The sequence below is a fragment of the Sorangium sp. So ce381 genome, from assembly GCF_051473845.1.
GTDB classification, from domain to species: Bacteria; Myxococcota_A; Polyangia; order Polyangiales; family Polyangiaceae; genus Sorangium; species Sorangium atrum.
The window spans coordinates 4,208,335-4,233,411 of record NZ_CP150336.1 but is presented as its reverse complement, the minus strand read 5'-3'; the positions used below and the strand labels follow the sequence as shown (position 1 = coordinate 4,233,411).

The 25,077-nt window shown below is 72.0% G+C and carries 19 protein-coding genes; 11 read left to right on the top strand and 8 right to left on the bottom strand.

Annotation, left to right across the window (positions count from 1 at the left end):
• The first annotated feature begins 60 nt into the window (after positions 1–60).
• From ftsY to WMF29_RS16090, 8 genes are all read left to right on the top strand, one after another.
• Positions 61–1,425 carry a signal recognition particle-docking protein FtsY gene (gene ftsY, locus WMF29_RS16125; RefSeq protein ID WP_437329678.1) on the top strand — a complete coding sequence of 455 codons (1,365 nt, stop codon included), beginning with the start codon at positions 61–63 and terminating at the stop codon, positions 1,423–1,425.
• Positions 1,426–1,849: 424 nt separating this feature from the next.
• The gene (locus WMF29_RS16120) at positions 1,850–2,773 is read left to right on the top strand and encodes an outer membrane beta-barrel domain-containing protein (protein WP_437329677.1); all 924 of its coding nucleotides are present in this window, start codon (positions 1,850–1,852) and stop codon (positions 2,771–2,773) included.
• A 139-nt stretch (positions 2,774–2,912) separates the two neighbouring features.
• Positions 2,913–3,725: a hypothetical protein gene (locus WMF29_RS16115; protein WP_272098125.1), complete on the top strand. Its 813-nt coding sequence runs from the start codon at positions 2,913–2,915 to the stop codon at positions 3,723–3,725.
• Between the two features lie 272 nt (positions 3,726–3,997).
• Entirely contained in the window at positions 3,998–4,759 is a 762-nt protein-coding gene (locus WMF29_RS16110; protein ID WP_437329676.1) for a HEAT repeat domain-containing protein, read from the top strand.
• A gap of 314 nt (positions 4,760–5,073) precedes the next feature.
• Positions 5,074–6,678 carry a hypothetical protein gene (locus tag WMF29_RS16105; protein WP_437329675.1) on the top strand — a complete coding sequence of 535 codons (1,605 nt, stop codon included), beginning with the start codon at positions 5,074–5,076 and terminating at the stop codon, positions 6,676–6,678.
• 11 nt (positions 6,679–6,689) lie between these two features.
• On the top strand, positions 6,690–8,138 hold the full coding sequence (locus tag WMF29_RS16100; protein WP_437329674.1) for a cytochrome c3 family protein: 1,449 nt from the start codon (positions 6,690–6,692) through the stop codon (positions 8,136–8,138).
• A gap of 108 nt (positions 8,139–8,246) precedes the next feature.
• Positions 8,247–8,501: a hypothetical protein gene (locus tag WMF29_RS16095; protein ID WP_044964942.1), complete on the top strand. Its 255-nt coding sequence runs from the start codon at positions 8,247–8,249 to the stop codon at positions 8,499–8,501.
• Positions 8,502–8,578: 77 nt separating this feature from the next.
• Positions 8,579–9,718 carry a hypothetical protein gene (locus WMF29_RS16090; RefSeq protein WP_437329673.1) on the top strand — a complete coding sequence of 380 codons (1,140 nt, stop codon included), beginning with the start codon at positions 8,579–8,581 and terminating at the stop codon, positions 9,716–9,718.
• A gap of 16 nt (positions 9,719–9,734) precedes the next feature.
• On the opposite strand, the gene WMF29_RS16085 is transcribed toward WMF29_RS16090, so the two are convergent.
• The gene (locus tag WMF29_RS16085) at positions 9,735–10,631 is read right to left on the bottom strand and encodes a GGDEF domain-containing protein (RefSeq protein ID WP_272098120.1); all 897 of its coding nucleotides are present in this window, start codon (positions 10,629–10,631) and stop codon (positions 9,735–9,737) included.
• A gap of 77 nt (positions 10,632–10,708) precedes the next feature.
• On the opposite strand from WMF29_RS16085, the gene WMF29_RS16080 reads away from it, so the two are divergent.
• Together WMF29_RS16080 and WMF29_RS16075 are read left to right on the top strand one after the other, a co-directional pair.
• Entirely contained in the window at positions 10,709–11,488 is a 780-nt protein-coding gene (locus WMF29_RS16080; protein WP_437329672.1) for a DUF3105 domain-containing protein, read from the top strand.
• A 41-nt stretch (positions 11,489–11,529) separates the two neighbouring features.
• Positions 11,530–16,035: a sigma 54-interacting transcriptional regulator gene (locus tag WMF29_RS16075; protein WP_437329671.1), complete on the top strand. Its 4,506-nt coding sequence runs from the start codon at positions 11,530–11,532 to the stop codon at positions 16,033–16,035.
• Positions 16,036–16,051: 16 nt separating this feature from the next.
• Here WMF29_RS16075 and WMF29_RS16070 read toward each other — a convergent pair whose 3' ends face one another.
• The 7 genes from WMF29_RS16070 to WMF29_RS16040 form a co-directional block, all read right to left on the bottom strand.
• Positions 16,052–16,786 (bottom strand): SCO family protein, encoded by a 735-nt coding sequence (locus tag WMF29_RS16070; RefSeq protein WP_437329670.1) that lies wholly within the window; start codon positions 16,784–16,786, stop codon positions 16,052–16,054.
• A gap of 52 nt (positions 16,787–16,838) precedes the next feature.
• Complete coding sequence (gene cyoE / locus WMF29_RS16065; protein ID WP_437331126.1) at positions 16,839–17,840, bottom strand: heme o synthase; 1,002 nt, start codon at positions 17,838–17,840, stop codon at positions 16,839–16,841.
• Between the two features lie 361 nt (positions 17,841–18,201).
• Positions 18,202–19,083, bottom strand: a complete 882-nt coding sequence (locus WMF29_RS16060; protein ID WP_437329669.1) for a carboxypeptidase regulatory-like domain-containing protein — start codon at positions 19,081–19,083, stop codon at positions 18,202–18,204.
• A gap of 199 nt (positions 19,084–19,282) precedes the next feature.
• Positions 19,283–20,500, bottom strand: a complete 1,218-nt coding sequence (locus tag WMF29_RS16055) for a hypothetical protein (RefSeq protein WP_437329668.1) — start codon at positions 20,498–20,500, stop codon at positions 19,283–19,285.
• A 20-nt stretch (positions 20,501–20,520) separates the two neighbouring features.
• Positions 20,521–21,024, bottom strand: a complete 504-nt coding sequence (locus WMF29_RS16050) for a T3SS (YopN, CesT) and YbjN peptide-binding chaperone 1 (RefSeq protein WP_272098114.1) — start codon at positions 21,022–21,024, stop codon at positions 20,521–20,523.
• A gap of 44 nt (positions 21,025–21,068) precedes the next feature.
• A complete protein-coding gene (locus tag WMF29_RS16045; RefSeq protein WP_437329667.1) occupies positions 21,069–22,832 on the bottom strand; it encodes a hypothetical protein in 1,764 nt (587 codons plus the stop codon).
• Positions 22,833–23,158: 326 nt separating this feature from the next.
• On the bottom strand, positions 23,159–24,004 hold the full coding sequence (locus WMF29_RS16040; protein ID WP_272098112.1) for an SDR family NAD(P)-dependent oxidoreductase: 846 nt from the start codon (positions 24,002–24,004) through the stop codon (positions 23,159–23,161).
• A 287-nt stretch (positions 24,005–24,291) separates the two neighbouring features.
• On the opposite strand from WMF29_RS16040, the gene WMF29_RS16035 reads away from it, so the two are divergent.
• A complete protein-coding gene (locus WMF29_RS16035) occupies positions 24,292–25,077 on the top strand; it encodes a J domain-containing protein (RefSeq protein WP_437329666.1) in 786 nt (261 codons plus the stop codon).

Here is a 25,077-nt window from a genome sequence, read left to right as displayed (position 1 = left end):
CGCACGTTGACGTATGGGGTGCGTCCCATATAGTCGGCTCCCTCGCCGGAGAACGCCAACGTGGAAATCGCCCTAATTATCGTCGGCCTCGTCGTGGTGGCGGCGATCGTCTACTTCGTCACGAAGAAGGCGCCGCCACCGGAGATCGCAGCGCCCCCCGAACCGAAGAAGCTCCAGGAGAAGGCGAAGCAGCCCTCCGAGAAGCCGGCGGACAAGCCGACCGAGAAGCCGCGTGCCCCGAAGAAGCCTCCGGCGGAGGAAGCTCCTCCCGCGAAGGCGAAGGAGCCCGCGCCGCAGGAGGAGCCGCCCGCGGCGGTGCCCGCCCCCGTCGAGGCGCCCGTCGCGCCGCCGGCCGCCATCGAGCCGGCGGCGCCGGAGCCCGCGGTCGCGGAGGCGCCCGTCGCGCCCGCGATCGAGGCGCCGGCCGCAAAGCCGGCCGCCAAGCCGGCGCGGGAGACCGCGCCTCCGGCCGCGCGCAAGCGAGACATCGAGGGGCTCCGCAAAGGCCTCACGAAGGTGCGGGAGAGCGAGGGCTTCTTCGGCCGGCTCAAGGCGCTGTTCGCCGGCAAGAAGGAGATCGATCCCAACGTCGTCGAGCAGATCGAAGAGGTGCTGCTCACCTCGGACGTCGGCGTGAAGACGACAGAGCTCCTCCTCGACGAAATCCGGTCGGCGCTCAGCAGGAACGAGCTCGCCGACACCGACAAGGTCTGGGACGCGCTGCGCGAGCACGCGAAGCGGATCCTGCGCGTCGGCGCCGGCGGCGGGCTGCCGCTGAAGACGCAGCCCACCGTGGTGATGGTGGTCGGCGTGAACGGCGTGGGAAAGACGACCACGATCGGCAAGCTCGCGACGCAGCTCAAGGCCGAAGGCCGGACGGTGGTGCTCGCCGCGGGCGACACGTTCCGGGCGGCGGCGGTGCAGCAGCTCAACGTCTGGGGCAAGCGCGTCGGCTGCGAGGTCGTGCGCGGCAAGGACGGCGCGAACCCCGGTGCGGTGATCTTCGACGCGATCCAGAAGGCGAAGGACACCGGCGCCGACGTGGTGCTCGCCGACACCGCCGGCAGGCTGCACACGAAGACGAACCTCATGGAGGAGCTGTCCCGGGTCGCGCGCACCATGAACAAGGCGCTCGAGGGGGCGCCTCACGAGACGCTGCTCGTGCTCGACGCCACGAACGGCCAGAACGCCATGCAGCAGGCCGCGCTCTTCAAGGAGGCGCTGCCCATCACCGGCATCGTGCTGACGAAGCTCGACGGCACCGCCAAGGGCGGCGTCATCCTCGGCATCTGCGCCGAGCATGGGCTGCCCGTCCGGTACGTCGGCATCGGCGAGCGCGCGGAAGACCTCCGCGAGTTCGAGCCCGACGAGTTCGTCGAGGCGATGCTCGGCCGCGCCAGCGGCTCCGAAGACGCGGCCGCCTGACGCGCGCCCCGCGGCGTGAGCGCCGGCGGCGCTCGATCTCTCCTCACCACCCAATCGCGCGGCTCGACACCGGTCCAACCAACGGGCGATGGCTCCAATGTCTCAGCACGCCGCGCCTCTGCCGCTGAACCCGTCAGGCGTCACGATCGTCGCGCCCTCGGCGCAAGCACACCGGCGATCCGAGCCCGCGGTGATTGTGCAGCGAGTCTGCTGCTCGCCGCGAATCCACCCGGCGCGCCCCCTCTGCGACGCCGCCGGTCGTCCGTGGCAAAAGGATTTGGTTGTTGATCCTTTTATTTTCGGCGTGATATAGTCCGTCGGGCTTGGCGGTTGACCGAATTATTTAATGAATTCGAGTAGTTAGGAAGCTGTACTACCTGGGCGATCGATCGCTCGCATCGCACGGACTTTGGAAGGGATGGCGATGAACCAGGCTCGCGTGGGGCTTCTCGTTGCGGCTGCGCTGGTCGCGGTGCCGCTTACGGCGTCGGCTCAGCCAAAAGGGCAACCCAAGGAAATCAACCTCGACGAGCCAGAGACTCCTGCCGAGGGCACGGAGCCGGTGGAGGCGCCCGCTGCCCCGACCGAGGGCGGTGAGGAGACGGGGCTTGGGGACATCTGTAAGATCGACCCGACGGCGTGTCCCACGATCAATTTGGAGAAGGAGGCCGCGAAGGATCTCAAGAACGAGACCTACGCGGTGCAGCAGATCTACGCGCTGCGCTACCACCGCTTCGAGGTGAACCCGTACTTCGGGCTGACGATGAACGACCAGTTCGTCGGCCACAACGGGCCGGGGCTCGCGGTCAACTGGTACCTCACCAACGTCCTCGCGATCGGGGTCAACGGCAACTGGTACGGTGCGCTCAACACGCCGTCGGACTTCAACTTCCAGACGAGCAGGGCGGCGCGTATCGGCGAGCCGATCACCGAGTATCAGTGGAACGCGAATGCGAACTTCACGTACGTCCCCGCGTACGGCAAGTTCGCCGGGTTCAGCGACTTCATCTTCCACTACGACTTCTTCGTGCTGGGCGGTGTCGGCGCGATCTCGACGAGGCCGATGGCCGTCGTCGACCCCGACAACCGTACCTTCGACTGGAAGCCGAAGCTCTCCTTCCACGTCGGCGGTGGCCTCCGCATCTTCTTCAACCGCTGGTTTGCGGCGATGTTCGAGGTCAGCGACTACATCTTCTTCGACGAGCTCGAGAACCCCAGCGTCGCGGCGAACCCTCAGGACAAGAGCACCTGGCTCGCCGAGGGGAAGAGCTTCACCAACAACGTACAGGCGCAGGTCGGATTGTCGGTCTTCCTGCCGTTCTCCTGGGAATACCGGCTGCCGAAGTGAAGACTTTGGACGTGGGGACGCGCGGACGCCGAGCGCGAGACATAGGATGATTCAGCCAAAGACGGGGACAGGCATGATGCGTCGATTCGTCCAAAGCCTCTGCACCGTGGTGGCAGGGCTTACCGGCTGTGCACTTCTGATGACGGCTGCGCCCGCGGAGGCGCAGGAGATCCAGCTCACGGGCCCTCTGGCCGGCGCGCCGGCCGTGCGGCAGCTCCGGCTCCACCGTGCCGGGCGGTTCGAGGTGGCTCCAGGCGCATCGTTCACTCTGCTGGACGAGTACCGGCGGACGATCATGCCGGGCCTGCGGCTCACCTACCACTTCACGGACTGGCTCGGCTTCGGCGCCTGGGGCGGGTACGGGTTTCAGTACAACGCCGGGTTGACGGACGAGCTCCAGCGCGTCGCGATCGACGGGCGTAACTGCGATGCCCAGCCGTTCACGAAGGCGTGCCAGCTGACCAGGGTCAACCTGACCAAGGGCGACCTGACGAAGGATCAGCTCGGACAGATCCAGTGGGTCGCAGCGCCCCAGGTCACGGTCGTTCCCTTCCGCGGAAAGCTGGCGCTGTTCGCCGAGCTCTTCGTTGATACCGACGTGAGCTTCTTCGCTGGAGCCGCGGCGATCGGCGTGAAGGAGCGCAAGGAGTGCGGAACGACCAACCAGAACGCCTGCGCGGAGACCTTCGGACTCGAGAGCCGCATGGCCTTCGCGCCGACGTTCGGCCTCGGCTGGAACTTCTACCCGTCGGACTTCATCGGCTTCGGCGCGGAGTGGCGCGCCCTGCCGTTCGCATGGAATACTTCGGGCTTCGACAACCACGGGCTCGGAACGGACGAGGCGTTCCCCGACCGCAAGGTGGACGACAAGGACCGCGAATTCCACTTCACGAGCATGGTCACCGTGAGCCTGAGTATTCAGTTCCCCACCGGCATCAAGACGACGGAGTAGACGGCTGCGCCGGCTCGCGGTGACCGAGCCGGTTCGCCCGGGGTAGCTCAGGCGGGAAGCACCCTCTGCCGCGAGCCACTCTAGCGGGGCGCCGATTCATGTGATACGGGCTCAGCCGCCAGGCAGGCGCGTGAGGCGGGCGAGAGCACGCTGCAGCGAGCCGAACGACGCGGATGAGCCCGTAGCGCACGAAGATGCGCCCCGCTATAGATCCGGTGACGATCGCCGGGTAGCTCGGACCGGGCGGCGGGGACAGCCACCAGAGGTCAGCGTTGGGTATTTTCGATTTTCTCCGCAAAAGCAATCCCCCTTCCGGGGGCGTCCCCTCCGACAAGAAGGTGGCCGGGCCTGCGAAGGTCGTCGCGGACAAGCGCGCTCAGACGTACGACCGCCTCGACGCCATCCAGTCGCTCGCCGCGATGAAGAGCGCGGATGCGGCGGCGGCGCTCCTCAGGCGCTTCACGTTCTCGATCGACCCCTCCATCACGGATCAAGAGGAGAAGGATCTGGCTTTCCGGGGGATCGTCGATGCGGGCAAGGACGCGGTGCCGGCCGTCGTCGAGTTCTGCATCAAGGCCGAGGCGCTCACCTGGCCGCTCAAGATCCTGCGGGCGCTGCTCGACGACGCCGAGTACCGGACCGAGCTCGTCCAGCTGCTCGACCGCTTCGACACGGAGTATGCGCGCAACGTCGAGCCGAAGCAGCAGCTCATCATGGCGCTGGGCGACATCAAGGGCGACGACGTGCGGGTGGCGGTCGAGCGGTTCCTCGACGACGTCAACGAGACGGTCAGGTTCCACGCCGTGCAGACCATCTTCTCCCAGGGCGATGAGGCGAGCGTGCCAGCGCTGGTGAAGATGCTCGCGACCGAGGAGTCGGTCCGGGTGAAGAACAAGGTCGCCGAGGGGCTGATGACCCGGGGCTGGACGGTGCCGGCCGAGCTGCGGAGCAGCGCGAGCCAGGCGCTCCAGGACTCGAACGGCTTCAGCGTGGGCTCGGACGGCAAGCTCCGGAAGGGCGCTGGATACAGCTGACCCGGCGCGCATCGTGACAAACCCGTTCGTCCTGCGATCGGGTTGACAGCATCACCGCGCGTGGACGAAACTCCACGCCATGCTTGTTCAGCCCTCGGCGGCAGCTGAGAGCGAAGCCGCGCAGACCGGCCCGCACAAGACGAAAGCGAGCGCCATCCGTGATTGAGCATCTCTCATGGATGGCGGAGCTTCCGTCGCGACGTCGTCCGCGGCACGCCAGCGACGCACGCCCTGGCACGCTCGTGGGGAGCGCCCGTCGCGTCCCCGTCTGTCGCCTCCCCCTCCCTCACCTCCCCCTGTCACGCGCGCTGGCCGTGGCGTGCTTGCTGCCTTGCGCGCTCGTCCCGCGCAGCGCAGCCGCGGCCGACTTCGAGGTCGAGTCGACGACCGGCGTCCAGGCCTACGAGGTCGCGAGCCCCTGGGGCGACACGAACATCGAACGGCGGCGGCTCCTTCAGACGCTGGGGCTCGCCGTCTACAACCTCCAGGGCGACTCTGCTCCAGGCGAGGCCGACTACTCCGCGACCGTGCGGCTCCGGCTCGACGCGGACTTCGGGATCAATGGCCACCTCGACGGCGCGCAGCGGGGCGGCGAGACGGACTACAGCATCGATGGGGGCTCGCGCTACATCCCGGGGCTGCGCGAGGCGCCCATCGATCTGATGTACGCGTACGTCGAAGGGCGGAACGTCGCCGGCGGGTGGCTCGGCTTCCGGGTCGGCCGTCAGTACGTGAGCGACGTGCTCGGGTGGTGGTCGTTCGACGGCGCGCTCCTCCGGGTGACGACACCGTACTACGTTCAACTCGAGGCGTACGGCGGGCTCGAGCAGCGCGGCGGCCTGCCGCTCTCCACATCGCGCTTCGAGCAGCAGGGGATCTGGCGCGGCAGCCACCGGGGATTCGGCGATGACCGGACTCAGCCCGGGAGTGCAGCCGATTTCCCGTCGTATCAGGCGTCCGATCTGGCGCCAGCGTTCGGCGTCGCGCTCGAGAGCGCCGGTCCGAGCTTCGTCCACGGTCGCCTGACCTACCGCCGCGTTTACAACCTGGGGACCTCTGTCACCCAGCAGTTCCCGGATCCGGGCGGAGGCGTCCGGACGTCCGATGCGTCGCGCATCTCGCAGGATCGGCTCGGGTACGCCGCCAACATCAACAAGCCGGATCTCGGCGGCCTCAAGGGCGGAGTGACCTACGACTTCTACAACCAGCTCGTCGGCTCGTTTTACGGCGGCCTGGAGGTGTACGCCGGGAGCCGCGTCACGCTGGGGGCGGACGTCGACTACTTCGTTCCGACGTTCGACGCTGACTCGATCTGGAACTGGTTCACCCACGATCCCATCACCACGATCACGGGACGGGCGGCGGTGGACGTCACCCGCGAGATCGATGTCGCGGCCTGGGGCGGCACGCGGATGTGGATCGCCGAAGGCAACCCGGAGGAGTTCGGCGCCGGCCAGTGTGAGGCGGTGAATCGACCAGGCTGCGTCGGCGCGACGTCGCTCGATCCGAATGACGGCGCGCTCCGCGACTACGCGCGCGACGAGAAGAACCGCGCCGCGACGATCTCGACCGACGTGCTCGCGAACCTCGCGGGACGCTACCGCACGCGCACGACGTCGGTCGAGCTCCGCGGGATGCTGCAGACGGGGGAGCGCGGGCGCCGGACGGGGGCCGATCTCTCGGGAGAGAAGCGGCTGAGCGGGCAGCGCTACGCGCTCGGAGCACGGATGTCGCTGTACGACTGGGAGGATCCGCTCAGGCCAGACCGGGGCGCGACGTCGTTCGGATATGTCCTCGGGGCTGGGTATCGGCCGGGCGAGGTCGCGGATTTCAAGATCGAGTGGGAGCACGACATGAACCGGCTGGTGGGCCAGCGCTTCCGGGTCGTCGGCCTCGTGAACCTGCGGGTGGCGCCGTGAGCGAGGATCGCATGGACGCAAGACAGGACGGCGGGCGCCGCGCTCGGCGAGACGAGGCGAGGGTCGTCCCTGGATGGGTCGCGATCGTCGCGTGCCTGGGCGCGCTGGCGCTCGCGATCGTGGGCCCCGAGGCGGCTGCCCAGCCGAAGCCGCCGGCGGCAGCAGGCGACGACAGCGCCGAGGCGGCCGATGGCGACGCGGACGAAGGCGACGCCGAGGGAGAGGCGCCTGCGAAGGCGCCGCACGGCGGGTACACGTCGGGCCTCCACCCGATGCCCGCCGACGCGGAGGTGCCCCTGGCGTGGATGCCTCCCGGGACGAGCGCGACACCGGTCCCGAGCGACGAGATCTATCCCCCGCAGACGCTGACGATCCGCTTCAACCACAAGAAGCACGTCAAGGGGCTCAAGCAGACGTGCAAGTCGTGCCACGGCGCGGCCTACACGAGCGGCGCGGTGACGGACCGGCTGCTGCCGAAGCCGAGCGAGACTTGCGACAACTGTCATGATGTCGATCACTCCGACCTCACCCAGGTGAAGGCGGGGACGAACGAGAACGGACAGTGTGCGTACTGCCATATCGGGGAGAACGCTGGCAGCGACGGAAAGGTGGCGCCGCTCGTGCTGCCGCACGCGAACCTCCGCTTCCCTCACGCGAAGCACGTGAGCCGGAACATCAAGTGCAGCCAGTGCCACGGCCGCGTCGATCGGATCGAGCTCGCTACCCGGGACCAACTGCCGCGCATGGCCGGCTGCTTCACGTGCCACAACATGAGCGGCGCGGCCCAGGGTGAGGCGAAGAGCGACTGCGACGTCTGCCACGTGACGCGCCCCGACGGGCGGCTCGTGACGGCGTTCGCCACGGGCGATCTGCTGCCGCCCGCGTGGCTGCACAACGCGGGGCACACGCCCGACTGGCTCGAGCGGCACAAGCAGATCGCCGCGAACGACAGCGCCTTCTGCGGGTCATGCCACAGCGCGAACTACTGCACCGACTGCCACGACGGGAAGATCCGTCCGCGCAACGTCCACCCGAACGACTTCCTCTCGATGCACCCGCAAGCGGCCCGGCAGGACAATCCTCGCTGCGTGAGCTGCCATCAGGAGCAGACGTTCTGTGCGGACTGTCACCGGCGGACGGGCGTGGCGCGCGACGCGCCGAGCGCAGCGCGGCCCACGGGGCGCCGCTTCCATCCCCCGCCGGCGGAGTGGACCACAGCGCCGCGCGGCGCGAAGCACCACGCCTGGGAAGCAGAGCGAAACCTGAATGCGTGCGTTTCCTGCCACACCGAGCGGGACTGCGCGACCTGCCACGCGACGCGCGGGGCGTCAGGCGGGCAAGGGTTGAACCCGCACCCGCTCGGGTTCGAGAGCAAGTGCAAGACGGCGTTCTCCCGGAACCCGCGTCCGTGCCTGGTGTGCCATCAGTCGAGCGACAGGTTCGTGCAGCGGTGCCAATGAAAAGTCAAAATCCGTCAGTATATTCCTTGCCCTGGCCTTCCAGCGACGGGTATAGCGAAGTGCGCGCGGCTTCCCTAACGATCGCCGCGAACGCCAAGGAGAACGGGCGTGAAGGAGCTGATCAAGTACCTGATCGACAACCTCTATCTCGATTTCCAGGGGGAAATCACGCTGGAGACAGTGCGGGGCTTCCTCCGCGAGGACGACGGACGGGAGGCACGCCAACTTTTGTCGAAGCTCATCGAGGAGAAAGGGGTAGACGACATGCTGATCACGCTGGCCGACTGTCTCAAGGAGCACATCCAGTCCGGGGTGAACGAGAAGGTCGTCCGCGAGCAGCTCTCGCTCTACTCCGAGAGCTGAGCACGCTGGCTCGCGCGACGCGCCTCGCCCTCCTCCCCCTCTGTCTGCAGGCGGCCCTCGCGACGGCCGGCTGCGACGTGGGGGAGGCCACGCTCCAGCCGATCGACGCCCCTCCTGTCCAGCTGATCGAGGCGCGCGCCACGACCAGCCTCGACCAGAACTACCAGCCCGTCCGCACCGCGCTCGATCCCGCCGGCACGACCGAGGTCCTGTCGACAGCGAGCTTCGTGCTGAAGTTCGATCGCTTCCTGCTGCCGAGCTCGGTGAGCGCCACGGTTGGCGCCGAGTCCGTGTGCGTCTCGGGCGATCTGGCCACGGTCCAGACCTACGCGGACTGCGTCAATCCGATCGCCCTCGCGCCCACGTACAACCCTGTCCAGCGGGAGGTCATCTTCCGCCAGATCGAGGGCATGCCGGGCCTGGTTCCCGGGACCCGGTATGCGCTGACCGTCTTCAAGCCGGCGGACGAGGCTGCGCCGTCCGGCGTCCGCGCGTTCGACGGCGCGCCCCTCGACGGCAACACGCGCATCGAGTTCTCCGTCGCGGCGACGAACCCGCCCCAGGCGATGCCGGAGCGCCCGCCGAGCGGCGACTTCTTCTGCCAGCGAGACCTCGAGTGCGTCATGCGCACGGACGCTTGCCAGGGCGACGCTCCCGCGGATCCGACGTGCATCGCCTGCGTGAAGGGCGCCGCGTACCACCTCTTCTACGGCTGCTTCGGGTGCCACAACGGCGCGAGCGCCGCCGCAGGGCTGGACCTGAACCTGGGCACGGCGTTCAACCAGCTCGATCCGCTGCTCGAGACCGCGATCGGGCGCACCGCCCACCAGACCCAGATGGGCGAGAAGGCGCACGTGGGGGAGGCGTCCCCTGCGCGCTTCGGCAGGGCCATGCCGCTCATCGACCCGGGAAACCCGGGGAACAGCTACCTGCTCTACAAGATCCTCATCGGGCAGATCGCGGTCGATCCCTCCTTGCCCGCCGATGCGGCGGAGAAGCTCCGCCAGGAGAACGAGCGGCTGCAGGCGGCGTTTGTGGTGGGGATGCCGATGCCGCCCCCGCCCTCGAAGCCGATATTCTGGTTCCACCCCCAGAACCCCCAGATGCCGGACGATCAGAACACGACGCCCTACGTGGACGGCATGGACATCCTGTCCGCGTGGATCCTCAACGGCGCCGCGCCGCGAGACTGCTCCGCCCCGGCTGCCTCGCCCTGACGGCGCTTGCGCAGCGTCACATCACGCGGTTCCGCCCGGCCTTCTTCGCATGGTAGAGCCGCTCGTCGGCGCGGCGGTAGAGCTCCATCGGCGAGACAGGCGCGTCCGGCGTGACGGCGGCGACCCCGAAGCTCGCGGTGACGGCGACCTCGCCATCCTCGAAGCGGAACGGCGTGCGCTCCACGAGCGCGCGCAGCTTCTCGGCGACCAGGCGGGCGCCGTCGAGGGCGATCTCCGGCACGAGCAGCGCGAACTCCTCCCCGCCGACGCGCGCGAGGACGTCGTCGCGGCGGACGTTCGCGGCGGCGAGCGCGGCCATCTGGCGGAGCACGGCGTCGCCCGTGAGGTGCCCGCGGGTGTCGTTGATGTTCTTGAAGTGATCGATGTCGAACATGATGAGCGCGAGGTGGCGATGGTAGCGGCAAGCCCGCGATACCTCGCGCTCCAGCGCGACCTCGAAGGAGCGCTTGTTGTGGACCTGCGTCAGACCGTCGAAGGTCATCAGCCGGTAGATCTCCTCGTGATACGAGAGCTCGACGTTGCCACCCTGGATGAACTTGAAGATCGTCCGGCCGATCTTCACCTGGTCGCCGTCCCTGAGGGCGCGCTCATCGACGGAGACGTCGTTCACGTAGGTGCCATTGGTCGAGCCGAGATCGCGGACAACGTAGCTCATCCCCGTCCAGGAGATGCGCGCATGACGCCGGCTCACCGCGTCGTCGTCGAGCGGGATATCGGTCTGTATCGCGCGCCCACACTCGATTGCCCCGGTCCCTAGCGCGATGCGGCGCCCGAGCTCGGTGCCGTAGATCACCACCAGACACGCGGTGCCAGGCGCCACCGGCAGCACCGGCGGGGCGATCGAGGTGCAGGTGACGAGCGTCTGCCGATGATCGTTCTCTTGCTTCGCCACGCTAGGGGAGCCAAGTACACCAGAGCCGACGTGCCAGGGCAACGCGCGTCGCGCGTCGGACATGGTAGGCTTCGGCCATGAAACACTGCGGTTTCGCGCAGATGTGTGTCGCTGCCACGATGGCCGCCGGGCTCGCCGGTCCTCTCAGCGGGTGTGGCACGAGCGCGCCCCCGATCGACGAGGGCGACGCCGCGCCCGCGCCGCAACAACCCGAGATCGTCACGAGCTTTCCGGAGGCTCCGCCGCTCCCGGGCGAGACCGAGTGCAAGGTCGTCGTCAGGACGGGGATCCCCGTCACGTCGGCGCAACACGTGGCCACGTGCGCGTCTGTCCAGTACACGACCAACCCGCCGAGCGGCGGAGATCACTGGGGCATCTGGGCCGAGTACAAGCGCTTCGAGTCCGAGGTCCCGCGCGAGATGTACGTCCACAACCTCGAGCACGGCGCGATCGTCCTCGCGTACCGGTGCGCCTCGTCCGGCTGCGCGGAGGTGAAGGCGGCGCTCGACGAGGTGCGGGCCGAGGCCGCCTCCGATCCGAAGTGCCTCCTGGTGCCGGGAGGGCCGGAGGCGCGGCTCGTGATGACGCCCGACAGCGCGCTGGACACCCCCGTTGCAGCCGCGGCCTGGGGCGCCACGTACACCGCGACGTGCCTCGACAAGGCGTCGCTCGCGCGCTTCGTGGCGGACCACTACGGCAAGGGCCCGGAAGACACGTGCAGCGACGCGGGGGCCGTCGATATCGATCTGCCGGACGGCGGCGCGCCGAGCTGCGGCGACGGCTCGGGCGGCGGCGGCGGCGGCGGCGGCGGCGGAGGCGCGGGAGGCATGGCGGAGGGCGCTCCACCGGAGCCGTAACCGGGTTGACAGGTGGCTCGCGGCCCGGGAGCATTCTGGGCATGAGCGAGCCGTCGACCGTGACACCTCGGTTGGCAGAGCGCTTCCGGCTGCTGGACGTCGCGGGGTCCGGCGGGTCGGCCGAGGTCTGGAAGGCCGCCGATCGGGAGCGCGGCGGCATGGTGGCGCTCAAGATCGAGCCGCGCGAGCGCGGAGCGCCCGCGGCGCAGCGCGCCTCCGCGCGGCGGGCGCTCGCCCGCGAGGCGCTGCACGCGGCGCTGGCGCTCTCGCCGCGGCTGCCGGAGCTCGTCGACGTCGGCTGGCTCGCGATGCCGTCTGGCGTCGCTCGCGCCGCGCGCGTCGAGGGCGCCCCCGGCGAGGAGGGGCGCGCGTTCGTCGCGATGCGCTGGGTCGAAGGGCGAGCCGTCGCCGACGCCCTGCGCAGGCTGCCCCCCGGCGAGCGCGCGGCGCTCGCGCTCGCCGCCGCGCGCGACGCGGGCGAGGCGCTCGCCGACCTGCACGGCATCGGCCTGGCGCACGGAGATCTCAAGCCGGAGAACCTGATCCTGACGCCGGAGGGGCGGATCGCGGTGATCGACCTGGGGCTCGCCTGCTCGATCCACGAGGCCTCCGTGGACGGGGCGACGCTGCGGTACATCGCGCGCGGGGACGCGGAGCTCGGAGACGCGCGGGCGAGGGACCTGCTCGCGCTGGGGACGCTGCTCGCCGAGATCGCCTTCCCTGGCGTGGCGGACGCGGACGATCCCATCGGAGCGGCGCGGGCCGCGGTGGCCGCGGAGAGCGCGGCCGGGCCGCCGCTCGACGCCATCTGCCGGGCGCTCCTCTCGCCCTCCCCCGCGGCGCGCCCGTCGTCCGCGTGGGTCACCGAGTCGGCTCGCGCCGCACTCGCCGGCGCGCCGCGCGCGCGGCACCCGGTCGCCGCGTCCCCCGCGGGGCGCGCCGGCCGCGACGCGGGGGCGCCCGCCGCAGAGCGCGATCGACAGGACCGCGACGCGCGCCGCGTGCGCGCCGCCTACCTGCGCCTGCGGCGACACGAGCTCGAGGCGGCGCTCGGGGTGCGCGACGACGTCGCCCCCTGGCTCGTGGACGCGTTCGCGGTGGTCGAGCGGGTGCGCGCGCTCTCCGGCGCGCCGCTCCGCGCGGGCGACGGCGCGGCGCGCGCGGGTCCGCCGCAGGGCGACGCGGCGTGGCTGGGGCGGCTCGGGCCGGACCGCGTCGCGCGGTGGCTCACCGCGCTCGCGGGGACGAGCGCGGCGGCGTGGCCGATGGGCCCCCTCGCGTCGGCGCCGGAGAGGGCGCTCGCGGACGCGCTCGTCGCGCTCGCGCGGCAGGTCCCGCCGCGCGCCTGGACGTACGCGGACGTCGAGGCGGCCGTGCTGGGAACCCCGGGGAGCGGCGCGCGGCGGCGGGCGAGCGCGGCGCCGGAGGAGCGCGGAGCTGCCGAGGGCGCCGCCGAAGCGCGAGCCCTCGGCGCGGCGGAGGCGGCGGCGCTGGCGCTCGCGATCGCGCGGGTGCCGCCGGATCCGCTCGCGCTCGAGGCGGTCGAGCAGCGCGACGACGCGCCCGCCAGCCTGGTCGTCGCGGCGGCCAACGCGCTCCGGCTGCACGGCGACGCCGGGCGCGCGCGGAGCCTGATGCTGCGCTCGTGCGTTCGAGGCGCGACGGAGGCCGCGGCGATCGCGGCGGAGGTGCTGCGGCGCGCCGGCGATCGCGCCCTCGCGGAGGAGCGCGCGCGCGCCGCGATCGACGCCGGCGCGGACCCGGAGGGGCGCGCGCGCGCGGTGCTCGCGCGCGCCGCGATCGACGCGGGGGCGCTGGAGGCGGCCGACGCGCTCGCCGGGGATGCGGTCACGGCGCCGCTCTGCGAGGTGCGCGCGCTGCTCGCCGTGCTGCGCGGCGACACCGCGCGGGCGCTGTCGGAGGTGGCGCGCGGCGAGGCGCTCGCGAGCTCCGTCGAGGAGCTGGCGCGGATGGCCGCCGTGCGCGGCTACGCGTGGCACGCGAGCGATCCGGAGCGCGCGCACGCGTCGTTCAGCGCCGCGGTGGACTACGCCGTCCGCGCCGGCGCGGTGGTCGAGGAGGCGACCTACCGGACCGGCGAGGCGGCGGCGGCGGTGGATCTCGGCGATCTCGACGGCGCGATCGCGACCTCGACCCGCGCGGCGCTGCTCTGGGAGCACCTCGGCCGGCCGGCGCAGGGCGCCCGGGCGCTGCTCGCCTGCGCCGCCGCCTACGCCACCGCGGGCCTGGTGCACGAGACCTGCCGGACCGCCGAGGACGCCATCGCGCGGGCCCGCGACGCGGGCGACGCGAAGGCGGAGGCCTACGCGCTCTGGGCCATCGCCGATGTGGTCGCCGCGCGGGGCGACGGCGTCGCCAGCCCGGACGTCGGCTCGCACGTCGACCCGCGCGCGGCGGCGGCGCGCGCGGCGGCGCTCCTCGCCGGCGGCTCCGCGGACGACACGCTCCGGGCGGCCGCGCGGCTCCTGCGCCACGGCGCAGACGAGCTCGATGGATCCCGCGTCGAGGAGCTCGACGAGCTCGCGAACGGCCCGGAGCCCGCGGCGGCCTCGCGGCTCGACTGGTGGGGAGCGCGCGCCGCGATCGCGATCGCCGCGGACGACGTCGGCGCCCCGCTCGCCGCGGACGACGCGCCGCGCGGCCCGGCGGGCGCGTCGGGCGCGTCGGCGTCGCGCGGCCGCAGCGACCGCGTCCTCGCCGCGATCGCCGCGCTCGCGGGCGCCCGCGCCCCGATCGCGGCGCGCGGCCCGGCGCTGGCCGCGGCGCACGCGCTGGCCGTCAGGGCCGGCCAGACGGACGTCGCGCACCGGGTGCTCGCGGCGCTCGCCGACGCCGCCCGCGAGCTCTGCGGGCGCAACGCGGGCGCGGGCTCGGCCGGCGCCTCCGCTGCGTCGCCAGGGGCGTCGGCGCTCTCCGGCGCGGTCCGATCGCTCCCGTGGGTGGTCCGCGCGCGGGCGCTGCCGGAGAGCGGGCTTCGGCCCGAGCAGGCGCGCGATCTGGAGGCCCTCGTCGGCGCGCTCGGCGAGCGCGAGCGGCTCGCGCCGCTGCTCGACCGGGTCGTCGACGCGCTCGTGCTCTGGACGGGGGTCGAGCGGGGGCTCCTGCTCCTGCGCGCCCCGAACGGGCGCCTGGTCCCGCGGGCCGCGCGCAACCTGGCGCGCTCGAGCCTCGGCGCGGAGCAGCTCGCGCTGTCGGAGACGCTCGCGCGCCGCGCCCTGGAGGCGCGCGAGCCGGTGGTCGCGGTCGACGCGGCGGGGGAGCTGCCGAGCGTGCACCGCAGCGTGCACGCGCTGAAGCTGCGGAGCGTGCTGGCCGTCCCGCTCGTGGCGCGCGGCGAGGCGCTCGGCGTCGTCTACCTCGACGACCGCGTGCGCCGCGGCGCGTTCGGCGCGCAGGAGCTGCGGTGGGCGCGCGCCATCGCGTCGGTCGCGGCGCTGGCGATCTCCGACGCGCGCGCGCAGGTCGAGCTGCGCCGCGCCGCGCGCCGCGCGGAGCGCGCCTCGTCGCGCCTCGCCGAGGAGCTCGCGCGGCGCGAGGCGGAGCTCGACGCCGCGGCGCTCGAGCTCGCCAGGGCGCGCGGCGGCCGCGACACGCGCTACCGGTACGACGCCATCATCGGCGAGAGCGAGCCTCTGCGCGCGATGCTGCGCCTCGTCGATCGGGTGACCGCCTCCGAGGTGCCGGTGCTCGTCTGCGGCGAGTCCGGCAGCGGCAAGGAGCTCGTGGCGCGGGCCATCCACCAGAACGGGCCGCGCGCCGCGCACGCGTTCGTGAGCGAGAACTGCGGCGCGATCCCCGAAGGGCTCCTCGAGTCGGCGCTCTTCGGGCACGTGCGCGGCGCGTTCACGGGCGCGGATCGCCCGCGCGCCGGGCTCTTCGAGGTGGCCGATCGGGGCACGCTGTTCCTCGACGAGATCGGCGAGATGAGCCTCGCGATGCAGACGAAGCTGCTGCGGGTCATCGAGGACGGCCTCGTGAGGCCGATCGGCTCGGAGCGGGCGCGCAAGGTCGACGTGCGCGTCATCGCCGCGACCCACCGGGATCTGGAGGCGCTCGTCCGCGCCCGCGCCTTCCGGGAGGATCTGCTCTACCGGCTGAACATCATCACGATCCGGGTGCCGCCGCTGCGCGAGCGCGCGACGGACGTGCCGCTCATCGTCCAGCACTTCCTCGAGAAGCACAGCCGCGGCCCGGTCCGGGTCACGCGCGGGGCGATGGATCGGCTCTCGGCCTACGCGTGGCCGGGCAACGTGCGCCAGCTGGAGAACGAGGTCCGGCGGGCGCTCGTGCTCTGCGACGGGACCATCGATCGGGAGCACCTCTCCCCGGAGATCGCGCACGGCGGCAGCGCGACGCCGCGCGAGCTCGGCCTCAACGTCCGCGCGAGGATCGACGCGCTGGAGACGGAGCTCGTGCGCGACGCGCTCGAGCGCACGCGCGGGAACCAGACGCAGGCCGCCAAGCTGCTGGGCCTGTCCAGGTTCGGCCTTCAGAAGATGATCAAGCGGCTCGCCATCGAGGCGTGAGGCGGGCCCGAGCGGGTCACCTCGACTTCACGAGCGCGCCCGCGTCGCGCAGGATCGTGTCGATCCCGTCGTCGTTCGCCTCGTAGTAGCCGCGGATCACGCCCTGCTGGTCGACCAGCACGAGGCGCTCGCCATGGAAGATGCTGAAGAGGCCAGGGCTCGACTCCTGCTTGCCCATGGCGACCTTGAAGCCGTCGAGGACCGTCGACTCTATCTGATCGAGGGAGCCTGTCAGGAGCGTCCAGCGCTCGAGCGGGAGCTGCTGCGACGCCGCGTAGGCCGCGAGCACCGCCGGGGTGTCGTTCTCCGGGTCGACGGTGAATGTCAGGAGGTGCAGCGCGTCACCGAGATCGCGGCCCCGGTGCTCGATCTCCTTCATCCGCTGCGTGAGCTTGGGACACACGGTCGGGCAGGTCGTGAAGATGAAGTCCGCGATCCACACGCGGCCCCGGAGCTGCTCCAGCCCGAACCGCGCGCCCCGCTGATCCGTGAGCTCGAAGGCGGGCAGAGGGATGCGGATCGCGGGCGTCTCCGCGGCCTGGCCGTGGAGCGCGCGCCCGGCGACCCCGATGGTGATGAGCGCCACGAGCCCGACCAGCGCGAGGAGCCCGGCCCAGAACACGGGCGTGCCCACGAGCCCACGGCGCGGGGGCCTCCCCGCGTCGCCGCGGTCGGACGGGAGTGATTGGCCGGTCGGCTCCGCAGGCGACAGAGCGCCGTTCGCGTGGCGCGTGGGCTCGCTTGAGACCATCCGGTGACGCTTAAGGGCCTGTCCCCTGTGAGTCAAGGCGACGAGGCGCCGCTCAGGCGCCGATCATCAGCGCGGCGAAGAGGAGCACCAGGTAAACCATGGAGGCGAAGAAGACCTGACGCGCCCAGCGAGCGCCGGTGCCCGCACGGAGACCGTAGACGCCGAGCCCGAAGAACGCGCCGCCGAGGAGGACCGCGGCGCCGAGGTAGACAGGGCCCGCCACGCCGAGCGGGACGAACAGCACCGAGGACACCACGAGCAGCGCGAGGTAGCCGACGATGTGGCGCCGTGTCGTGAGATCGCCCTTCTCGAGCGGCAGCACCTTGAGCCCCGCGCGCTGGTACTCGTCCTGACGGAAGAGCGATATCGCGAGGAAATGCGGGATCTGCCAGAGGAACATGACGGCGAAGAGCAGGAACCCGGGCGCGTCGATCTGCCCTGTGACGCTCGTCCACCCGAGCAGCGGCGGGATGGCGCCGGGGATCGCGCCGATCGGCAGCGAGAGCGTCGTCCGGCGCTTGAGCGGGGTATAGACGAGGACGTAGCTGAGCAGCGCCACCGCGGCGAGCACGCCCGTGGTCGCGTTCACCCCGATGAACAGCACCGGAATCGAGGCGGCAGAGAGCGCGATCCCGAACCAGAGCGCCAGCTCCGGCGAAAGCCGCCGCGCCGGCAAGGGGCGGCTCCGCGTCCGCTCCATCAGCAGATCGGTGTCGCGCTCGATGTACATGTTGAGCGCGTTGGCGCCGGACACGACGAGCACCGTCCCCAGCAACGCCAGCGCCAGCTGCGCGGGCGGCACCGCCGCGCGCTCGATCGCGGCCTCTCCCGCCAGTCCGGCGCGGAGATAACGGCTCGCGACCCACATGCCGCCGAGCATCGTCGCGGCCACCATCCTCGTGATGCGCGGCTTGGTGAGGCTCACGAGATCGGCCGCTCCCTTGAGCAGCGGGCGCGCGCTCGTGGGGACCGCACAGCCGCCGCCCTCGGACGGCTCCGCCTGGCGAACGTAAGGGACGACCGGGGCGCGCTCGGCGGCCTGCTCGACGCTCATGGTCACGCGCGCACCTCGCTGCTGTGCTCGGGGCCCACGCCGCGCGCTCGCGCGGCATCTCCGAAGATCCCTGGGCTCGGGACAGTTACACTGAAAAACGTCATCACCGGAGCGCGGGAGGCGGGAGAAAACAGCATCGGGGCCGGGAGACTAGCGCGCACAACACGTCTCGGGGAGTCGAGTTCGTCAGTTGTCGCCCGCCTCCCTTTAGGGCACGAGTCGCCTTGCGGCAACCGTCGTGGCGTGCTCAGCCGTTCTTTGCGCGTCGAGCGAGCCTGGAAAGGTCGCTCCCCCGCGCCGCTCGCCGCCAGCCGGGCAGCCCGGGGCGGGGCGACGCCTGCCGCAGCCGCTGCCATGGATCTCACCAAAGGCCCTTGAGCTCGTCCTTGTTTTCCGCCGGCTCAGGCTCGGTTCCGGCGTACGTGAACGTGACCTGGGCGGGCTTGTCGTCCGCGACCGCGACGTCGGCGGTCTTCAGGCCATAGCGGGGGTGCCACGCCTCGAGCTTGTACTTGCCGGCAGGGACCTTCTCGATGGTGAACGAGCCGTCATCCCCGCTCACGGCGAAGAACGGGTGATCCGTCACCACGACAAAGCCGCGCATCCACGGGTGGACGTCGCAGGTGAGCTTGATGATGCCGTCCTTCCACGCCTTCGTGAGCGGCGCGGCGCCCCCCGGCTGCGCCTGGTTGAACAGCGTCTCAGAGCCCTTGTAGGTGTGCACGTTGTGCAGCGTCCGGTCGCTGTTCTTGATGTCGACCTGCTGCTCGGAGACCACGCCCTGGATGCGCGGCACATACATGCAGTCCTGCTGGTCGACCACCGCGTGCGCGTCGGGCGCCTTCCAGCTGCCCGGCACGCCCCCGACCGCGATGCGGACGAAGGTGTCCTTGAGCTTGCCATCGTTGGCGACAACAGCGTTGTAAAGGACGTCTTTGTCCTGGCAGAACGGAGCGTCCTTGCGCGCGGTGGGGACCTTCATCTCGACCGGCTTGCCGGTGAACTTGACGACCCCCTTGATGATCCCCTTGCCCTCGGGGGCCGCCGGGGCGGCCGCCTGCGCCGTGGCCTTCGGCGCTTCGGACCCCTGAGGGGCCGCGGCGGGCTTCTCGACCGAGGCCACCGGGGGTGCCGCCGTGATGGCCGTCGCGGCCGTGCCGCCGCTCGGCCTCGAGGGCTCCTCGGGGCACCCAGCGAGCGTGAGCGCGAGAGCAGAGAGCGAGGCGAGATCGCGACGATGCATGAGGACTCTCCCGCGCCCGCGGCGCGCCACGCGAGCCTGATTCGCGCCCCTCCGAGCCTGATCTGGCGTCTTCAGGGAGGGGTCGTCTGGACCGGGCGGCGACTCCCACCGCGTCTTTCTCATGGCGAGCAGCGGGTGGAATGCCGCGCGCCGTCCTTCCGCACAGCGAGGGCGTGCTTAACGAGTGTCGTCGCTCGCGTCAACCTGACGCGCCGCCGGTGATGTCCGGTTTCCCGGCGCCCGGGAGCGAGCCAGAGGTGCGCTCGCGCTCGTTCGCGAGCACGGCCGCCCAGAAGCCGCGCTCGTCGCGGGCCGCGAGCGCGACGCACAGGGCGGCGATCACCAGCGACAGCGCGCCGAGCGGCACCTCCGGGGCGCTGCCCGCGACGAGCAGCAGCGCGAGCGCGCCGCCCAGCGCCGGCAGCCGCGGCGGGGCGACGAGCGCGAGCGCGACGATCACCACCGAGAGCGCGGCGACGAAGAGCTGTATCGAGAGCGGCACGACCGGAGCGGGGCGGGTGAGCAGCCGGTCGAGCGCGCGGCGGAAGAGCGCCTCGACCATGGATGCGTCGTCGGCGGCGCCCGCGAGCGCCGCCCGCGTGGCGAGCAGGGCCGACGCGAGCGCCACCAGCGAGAGCGGGCTCACGAGGCGCGGCCGCGGCGGCTCGGCCTCACGCGGCCGCGCCTCGCGGCCCGCGCCGAGCGCGACGGTCGCCGTGAGGACGGCCAGCGCATCGAGCGCGAACGCGGCGGTCGCGACGGAGCTCGTCGCGCCGGCGAGCGCCTTCGAGCCGCGGTCGTTCGCCCAGACGGCCAGGAGGACGCCGGCGAGCCGCACGAGCGCAGAGGCGCCGACGAGCCCGAGCGCGGCCGCGACCGGCCGCACGAACGGGACGCGGAGCGCCTCCCACGCGCTGCCGAGCGCGAGGATCGCGGCGCTCACGCCGATGAGCGCGGCGGAGAGGTCGGGCACGCGCTGCACGGTCGCGTGCAGCACGACAAGGATGACGAAGCTGCCCGCGACGATCGTGCCGATCCGCAGCGCGTACGGGACGCGGCTCCGCACGACCGCGCTGATCAGCGCCATCGCGACGACGATGGCGCCGATCGCGAAGAGCTGCGAGGCGCCGGCGCCGGCGAGCTCGATCGTGTGGACAGCGCGCTCGATGCCCACCGCCAGGCCGACCATCGCGGGCGCGAGCATGCGGCCGAGGATCATCGCGAGCAGGGCGAGGACGGCGAGCGGCCGGATCAGCGCGAGCACTGGCAGGCCGGCGAGCGGAGGTCGCCCGGCGGCGGAGGACCGGCGCTCGGGAGGCGGAGGCTCGCCGCCCTCCTCGCGATGGGGCGAGGCAGCGGCGTCCGGCGCGGCGGTGGGAGGAGGGCCTTCGGGTGGGAGATCGATGTTGAGGAGCATTGAAGATGAGCGCCCGTCGCTCAGCCCTTGTCCCAGGCGCGGGGAGCGTCGAGATCCGTGAAGACCGCGGCGGTCGCCGAGGCGTCGATCAGGTCCTGCATCCGCTGGCCGCCGGCCTCCTCGACGATGCGGTCGTCGTACTCATCCGCGAGCACGGACAGATCCCGGAGCGCGACGAGGATCTCGTCGGCGTCGAGCGTCTCGCCGCCGAGGAGCGTGTGGACGATGACCACACACGAGCCCTGCGCGACGTAACCGAAGGCGCCGAAGCGGATGCGCGCGTTCAGGCGGAGCAGCTTCATCGCGAGGTCCGGCGTCATCTCGACGCCGCGGGCGAGCTGCGCGACGAGCCGCACGAGCGCGCGATCGGGCGCCCAGGGGAGGACATGAAGGTAGACGTACGCGGTCCCCTGGCGGACGACGTAGAACTGCGGCTCGACACGGGTGAACGCCGGGGAATCCGCGAGCGCCGCCTCGATGCGCGCGTTGGTCACTCGAACGGCCTCGTCGGAATCCTTCGGCATGACGCGCAGGATACATCGCCGCGGTCCCGGTGCAGAGCCGGGACCTAACGCCCGAGCGGAAGCAGCGGACCTGGCGGCGCCGGCGCACCCTCGTCGCCCGGGACGGGCCGCGGCCCCCTGCGCACCGGCGCCGGCTCGACCGGGGCGGCGCCGGAGGGCGCCTTCAGCAGGAACGGGCGAGCGTTGCGGGTCGAGCACGCGTCGTACGGATCCCTGTGGAACTCCCAGTGCAGGTACACGTTGCCGTCCGGCGAGACGATCGCGTCCGGCGCCTTGCCGAACGGCGACGCGCGCTGCACCGAGTTCAGCGCGACGATGTCGAAGGCCGTCATCCCGCTCGGCCTCGTGACCCCGAGGCGCACGATGCTGCCGCTGTCCTTGTTCAGGACGATCTCCACGTGGGTCACCCGGTTCTGGTTGAACGCGTGCCCGGAGGGCAGGCTCTCGAGCGACGCCAGGAACTCCTCCGCGAAGATCGGGTGGAGCCGGTTGTGGATCATGTTGATGTACGTCGCGAACGGCACCCGCGCGGCGTTGAGCGAGGTCTGGTTGCCGGGCTTGACCGAGGGGTCGTAGTTCTCGATCGCGGCGCGCCATTTCTTCCACTTGTCCGTCGTCTCCCACGAGCCCCGGTGCGCGCTCTTGCGGGAGGCGCCGTCCGAGGCCCGCTCCGCCCTGAGCTTCTCGTTGCCGACGGCCGCCTGCACGCCGGCCATGTCCAGGTTGAGGTTGGGCCCGCCGGGGAGCCCCGGCGCGCCGAGGCCGATCGAGCCGACGCGGACCGGGCTCTGGTAGGGCTGCGGCGTCGCCTTCTTGCCGGCCACGCGGCTCTTGCCGTCGCCGCCCGGGTTCGCCGGATTGAGGGTGTAGCCGCCGCGCGCGCCGTCGATCACCTCGGGCGACGCCGGGCCGGAGCCGCCCGCGGCGCCCCTCTCCGGCGGCGGAAGCGCGGGAGGTGCCTGCGCGACGCGAGCCCCGCCGCTCGCGCCCGGCACGCTCGGGGAGGACGCTGCCCGGGAGGCCTGCGCGGCCTGCGCCGGCGACGCCGGGCTGTGGTGCTCCGCGCTCTCGCTCCTGGGGTTCCCCTCGCCGGGCGCGTGCTTCTCGTTGCCGGCGCGCTCCTCGCTGTGGCCGCTGTGATCGTGGTCGCTGTCGCCGACCGTGTCCGTCGGCGCCTTCGGCCCTGACGGCGTCCCGGGCGTCGGCTCCGGATCGTCCTGATCCTTCGAGCGGATCTGCGCCATGGTCTCCTCGGCGACCTTGTTGGCGTCGTCCGCGATCCGGTTCGCCTCGGGGTTGTCCTCCTGGTCCTTCTGGACGTGCTGGCGGACGGCGATCCGTTGATCCGCCGGCGGCAGCGGCGGCGGCGGCGCCGGCTGGACCGGTACGATCTTGGCCGCCGCTTCCTTGGGCGGCTCGGGCTTTGGCGGCGCGGGTGGAGGCGCCTTCGCCTGGCGCGGCGGCTCAGCCTTCGGCGGCTTCCGCGGTGGGGTCGTCGCCGCCTTGGTCGGCTCGGGCTTCGGCTGCTGCGGATCGGGCGCCGCGTCCTTGTCCGGTTCGCTGTCCGCCGGTCGCTCCGGCGGCGCGAGCGGGGCGGGAGGCGGCGTGAGCGCCGCGCCGTCGGTCAGGATCTCGAACGTCGTGTCGCCCGGCCGGAGGCCATCCCTCACCGCGTGGACCATCTGGCGGAGCTGGGCGCGATCCTCGATGACCTGCGCCACCTCGACCGCGCCGCCGCCGCCCGCCATGTGCGCCACGATCGCCGCGCAGATCCACAGGGCGAGCGGGATGTGGGCGTCACGCGACACGGCGCTCAACGCCTCCGCGCTGCAGAGGCCGCACCGCGCGACATGGCGCAGCCGTAACAGCAGCGAAAGACGGTCACCGGTGGCACCTCCAGACTCCGCGTGAACGACCTGCTCGAACAGTGCGCCGATGCGCCAATCGTACCCCGGAAGCGGTTCGAACCTAGCATCCAGGGATCAGCGCAGCAACGGTCGGCTCGCGCGAAGCCGCATCGTCCGCGCCGCGCATGCGACGCGATGCGCGGGAAGCAGCCCTGGGCGGGCGCGCCGGCGCTCCGGCCGCGCCCGCCGTCGGCCAGGCGCCCTGCGCCGTCGCGCCCGCGCCACGATCAGAGCTTGATGATCGCGTCCCAGTGATCCGCGATCTCCTGCGCCGTCCAGACGCCGCCCTCGTCCTTGAACTTCCCGGGGCTCTGGACGACTTTGTAAATGTACATCTGTGCACCCGCGACGGCGAGGACGTTGCCGGTCTTGTCGGCGCACAGGTCGGACGCGAGGAACAGCGCCGCAGGCGCCACGTGCGCCGGCGTGAGCGTGTCGCCCGCCGATTGGAACATGGGCAGATCCTCCGTCATGCGTGTCTTGGCGATGGGCGCGATCGCGTTGACGGTGATCCGTTGCTTCTGCAGCTCGATCGCGGCGGTGCGGGTGAGCCCGTAGATGCCGGCCTTGGCAGCCGCGTAGTTGGCCTGCCCGAAGTTGCCGATCATCCCCGAGACGCTCGTGGTGTTGACGATCCGCCCTCCCCCGCCCTGCGCGACCATCTGCTTCGCGGCGGCCTGCGTGCAAAGGAACGTCCCCTTCAGGTGAACGGCGATGACGGCGTCCCACATGCCCTCATCCATCTTGAGGAGCGTCTTGTCGCGGACGATTCCCGCGTTGTTCACCAGGATGTCGACCCGGCCGAACGCATCGACGGCGGTCTTCACGATCTTCGCCGCGCCCTCGGGGGTCGCCACGCTGTCGAAGCTCGGCACGGCCTGCCCGCCCGCGGCCTTGATCTCCTCCGAGACCTGCGCCGCCATCGCGTCGCTCGAGCCCGCCCCGTCGCGCGTCCCGCCGAGATCGTTGACGACGACCTTCGCGCCCTCGCGGGCGAAGAGCAGCGCTTCCTCGCGGCCGATCCCGCCGCCGGCTCCCGTGATGATCGCGACCTTTCCGTCGAGCAAGCCCATCGCAGATTCCTCCTGATCCGCGCGCCGGCGCGGTGCGCCGTGCCGTTTTCGCGCGGAGCTTCGCACGGCGGGCCTCGGCCCGGGCACACATTCGTGCGCGCAGGGGCACGCAATCGAGCAAAGGCCACGCGACGGCCGAGCGAAGGCCACGCAATGGCCGAGCGATGGCCGAGCGACGGTGACGGTGCGCGCGAGCGGGCCCGTCCGGCGAGGGAGACGTCCGCGCGCCCGAGCGCCTGCGCCGCTTCTTTGGCCGATCGAGCGCGGCAGTGATAACGCCGCCTTCGATGCAACTGCCCAGCCGCCTTTCCACGTCGACCCTGGGAGACCTGCTCGGCGCGCTGCACCGCGAGAAGACCACCGGGCTCCTGGAGCTCTGCGAGCTCCGGACGCCGAGCGGCTCGACGGTGCCGGGCCGCCAGCACCGGATCCAGCTCTTCTCCGGCCTCGTGACGGCCGTCGAGACGCCGCTCCGCGTGCCCCGCCTCGGCGAGATCCTCGCGAAGGAGGGCTCCGCACCCGAGCCGTCGATCCAGCGGCTCGCCGCGCTCGTCGCCGCGCACCGGGGGCGCCGGACCGGCGAGGTGCTCGTGGCGGCGGGGCTCATCCCGGCGAGCGCGGTCGACCGCGCGCTCCGGATCCAGCTCCGAGAGCGCCTCGAGGCGCTGTTCAGCATCGAGGAGGCGACCATCTGCTTCCACACGGCGAGGCCCCTCGCCGGGTCGCTGCGGCAGACCGGCCCGCTCTCTCCGAGCGATTTCCTCCACGGCCGCCCGCGCGCGCGGGATCGGCAGCGGCGCGGCTCGTCGGCGCGCGCCGCGCACGGCGGGCCTGCGAGCGCGCCGCCGCGGAGCGCTCCGCCGCGCGCCGCTCGCGCGGACGAGCCGCGCCGCCGGGCGCTCGAGGCGCTGGGCCTGCGCGAGGGCGCGACCGAGGCCGACATCCGCCGCGCCTTCCGCCGCCTGGCCGCGTCGCTGCACCCCGACCGCGCCGCGGCGCAGGCCGGCGACGGCGCCCTGCGCACCGCGCGGTTCGCCGAGCTCTCGGCCGCCTACCACATGCTCGTCGCCTGA